Source organism: Sediminibacterium salmoneum NBRC 103935, assembly GCF_000511175.1.
GTDB classification, from domain to species: Bacteria; Bacteroidota; Bacteroidia; order Chitinophagales; family Chitinophagaceae; genus Sediminibacterium; species Sediminibacterium salmoneum.
Genome location: NZ_KI866530.1, coordinates 1,192,300 through 1,196,166 on the forward strand (window position 1 = coordinate 1,192,300; position 3,867 = coordinate 1,196,166).

Here is a 3,867-nt window from a genome sequence, read left to right on the forward strand (position 1 = left end):
GCAACCGCAATCCGAATAACGGCTTTATCATTGGTTTTACTGGATATTGCAGCGTCAATGGTTACTCCCCCTTTTTCTGTAAACTTTATGGCATTGCTTAACAAATTATACAGGATTTGCTTAAGGCGGAACAAATCTCCTTTAACCAATAGACTTTCCGGTAAATTGATCACGGTGTTAACACGAATTCCTTTTTTAGCTGCACTGGTACTGGATAAGGCAAAACTTACTTCCTCTATGGCAGACTTAATATAGAATGGCTGCTTTTCCAGTTTCAGCTTACCTGCATCCAGTTTGGAAAAATCAAGCACATCATTAACAGTAGACAATAAATGCTCAGAAGAGGTTTTGATAGCATGAAGAAAATTCTTTTTTTCTGCGTCAATTTCTATTTTGTCAATAATCTCCGTAAAGCCCATGATTGCAGTTAACGGGGATCTGATTTCATGGCTCATATTGCTCAAAAACCTGCTTTTCACCTGCGCGAGTTTTACCGCTTTTTCCCTGGCTTCCAGTATCTCATTTTCATAATTTACCATCTTATAAATATTGTACACCAGCACGCCAACAATAAATAGTATGATGAGCAGAGATATCCAGAAAAACTTTTGAATAACATCCGTACCGGTAACAGCATTCTTGAAAATGGTCTGATTTAAATTTTCACGGAAAGCATCTTCTTTTATTAATACTCTTTTAAACTGTTGATGATATTGGGCTAAAATAGCATTTACAGAATCAGTTTCCCCTTTATTCAACAGGTCAATTTTATTAGATTGAAATTTTGCAGAAAGATTTTCAAAATCTGCAATCATTGCTGGTAAAGAACGTTCTTTTGCTAACTGCTGAACAATCTGGGCCGCCCTGCCACTATCTCTCTCCTGCTGTAAATTCTTTAATCTTTGAATTGTATTTTCTAACAGTTTTGCAGAAGTATTAATTAATGAAGCCTCACCGGTTTGCAAATATTTATTATACACCAATTCCAACTCAACCAACTCGTCACTGGTATTTCGCAGTAAGCTGATGTTTTTATTCTCAATACTTAAAGTATCTATTGAGTTTTTAAGGGTAATGATATTTCTGGTGTTGATTACATTTAAAAAAAGGATCGAAACCACCACTACCAGACAGGCCGTAATCAATATAATATTTGAAAAGGAAAGCTTAGCTCGCTTCATTAGATAACAACAATTGTATAATTAAACCAAGAGGTCTTCAGCGGCTATCAGGATTGTAATAATTCGTCACAAAATACTAAATAATGCAATACATAGCTTATCTGGAAAGTATTTTGTAAGATCCCTCCTGTGTTATCCCAATGATTGGCAATTGTTTGTATTGCTCAAAATAATCGTAAATCTCTTTTAACTGACGGGTAAACTGATGGTATTCAGGGTTGGCTCCAACCAGCAACTGTATGGCATTGGCAGCCTGATGATTGCTGAATCGAATGGGAAAGATATGAACTGGTATAAAATCCTGGCCTTGCTTTTTTACAATACTAGCCAGCACATATAACTCTTCAATAGGACTATTCAATATAGGGATACAGCCAACCGTGGCACACTGACCGTGTATATAAATTTCACCGCCAGGTGCTTTACTGTCTGCAAAAACCAAATCACTCTGATTGGGGTAGTTAAGACCAAGAGAAAAATGGTAATCGCTGTTGGGATTAAACTCATTGATATAATAAATTCCTTCCGGAACCTGCTTATCCCCCTCTCTTCGCTTGGGTCCCAGTTTGCCGGACAATGCACAAATATTATAAGTTTTAAATAATACAAAAGGCTCTGTTAAACTATTTTTAACCCATAATTCCAACACACCGTCCTGTTTAAAACTGCGTATATACAATTGTTTGGCAGGCCAGCTAAGATTGGCCTCCTGAAACTGTTGTATTAATGCTTTCTCTCTTCTGTTAAAAACGATCTGCTCTTTTTTGGTCAATGCTTTATAATCCTGGGCAAATAGGTCATTGCCAGACAAAAGCAAGGATAACAATATAAAAACAAAGCGAAATTTCATATGTCTAACGAATTAACGGCCCAAAACAAACTGCGTTCATAAACATTTTAGAAGTGCCTAACCAGAAAGCCCTGAAATTCAGGTTATCTACCATTGAGATAATTCTGCCGCGGCCCATATTATCTACATTCACAGCGGCAGTGTTTTTAACTGCATTTTTATATCCTCTGTAAAGATAACCACTCTGTAAGGGTTGCTCTGTGTACATTACCGGAGAATCATAGGCACCATTGTTCTTGTCCATAAACAAAGTATTAGACTTAAAAATGGTAACAGATGGATTATTATAACCAAAGCCCAAAGGATGTGTAAGATCTACTTTGGCTTCAAACAAGGATCCGGTCATGTCTTTTGCTCTGGTTTCATCCGAACGCAAGAAATAAGGTAATTGTAAAGTTGAATCTCTTTTATCATCGCCTGATTTAAACAGCACTTTAGTGAAGCCATTAGAAGAGAGCCATTTGGTTGCATCTTCAGTTGCAATTAAAGTACCGCCGCCACTGATCCATTCCTTCAATTTATCCTGTGCGTTTTTATTTAAATTGTTATAACTACCAGAAGCCATAATAATTACATTATACCTGTCTGCATTAATAGAGTTAAAACGATCCACGTCTACAATGCTCACCGGAACATTAAAACGGGTATCCATCATATGCCAGATTTCTCCCACATCGGTAGCACTGGTTCCATTGCCGCCAAACATCATCACAGAAGGCTTTTTCAGGTGAACAAAACTATTACTGCCCAAATCAATGCCATCTGCAGAAAAGCCGGTAGCCAATGCATATGCATCCACTCCACTATGCTGTATGGCCTCACTTATCATTCCTGCAACTGTTTGTGCATCCATAGACTGAATACTCAGCGGAACAATGATAGTACCATAATCGAAGAACTCTTCTTTGCCGCCAATCATCATTTTAAACTGTTTGGAAGCTACTTTGGTTTTTATTCCTTTATCCTGAAGTTTGTACAGAACTTTAGGCGAGTAATATTCATTCCATTTAATGGCATATGCATAAGGATTGCCACTGCCCATTACAGCAGCTGTTAGTTCAACCGGCTGCGTAAGTTTTTGTGAATTAGTTGAAATAGGGGTTTTGATTTCTGCATAAGGCAGGCCAAAGGCAAGCGGCATAGTCCAGGCGGTAACATCATAGAACAAGCTGTCTTTGTAATTGAATGTTTTTTCAAAAACCGTTTTGATAATTTTGAATTGCTTCTGAGCGGTGGGAATCAGGAATGAAGTACCGGGTTTGAAAGATTTGCCCTCAGCATTGATCTCCGTTTTTACCGGATAAATGTCAACCTGGTGCCTTAATAACATTTCCACAAAAATTTGTGTTCTGGCCTTATCCTGCGGGTCTCCGAAAACAAAAGCCTTTACAGGATAAGCTTCAGCCTCCTTTATAACGTCTTTAAAGAAGGAACGCTGGTAATCGAGCATTTGTTTTCTGAGGCCTTTTGCAGCTGCCAGCGTAGAAAGAGTTGTAGTGAACTGATTTCTGATTGTAAAGGGGAAACTCAATAACCCGTTCTCGGTTTCCTGAAGATGACCCCGGCTACTGGCCTGCTCAAATAATATTCCAACTGCGCCATTAATGTCTGGATAGGTTGAACCCTTGCCATAATAAAAATCATCGTATCCCTCTTTGGTAAAATACAAAGAACCGATACTATCTAAAAACTGTGCGTGATAATTACCAATCGCAGCGGTTAACTCCTGATTTTTAGATGGAGTATTAGGGTTTACCCTGGAAGGAACACCCGGTTGAAAAAAGAAGCTTGAGTTGCTACCCATTTCATGGTGATCCGTTAAAATATTGGGCTTCC

At 38.3% G+C, this 3,867-nt stretch carries 3 protein-coding genes; all 3 read right to left on the reverse strand.

Annotated features, from left to right (window positions below):
- Window positions 1–1,181 (reverse strand): sensor histidine kinase (locus tag P767_RS16020; protein WP_037351651.1); only part of this gene is annotated, 1,181 nt, incomplete at its 3' end.
- Window positions 1,182–1,278: 97 nt separating this feature from the next.
- A complete protein-coding gene (locus tag P767_RS16025; protein WP_037351652.1) occupies window positions 1,279–2,031 on the reverse strand; it encodes a L,D-transpeptidase family protein in 753 nt (250 codons plus the stop codon).
- 4 nt (window positions 2,032–2,035) lie between these two features.
- Window positions 2,036–3,867: M14 family metallopeptidase (locus P767_RS16030; RefSeq protein WP_037351653.1), on the reverse strand; the 1,832-nt coding region annotated here is incomplete at its 5' end.

What these genes read in the sequence shown, in the direction of transcription:
- P767_RS16025 (WP_037351652.1), bottom strand. Translation starts at nt 2,031, where the DNA reads ATGAAATTTCGCTTTGTTTTTATATTGTTATCCTTGCTTTTGTCTGGC.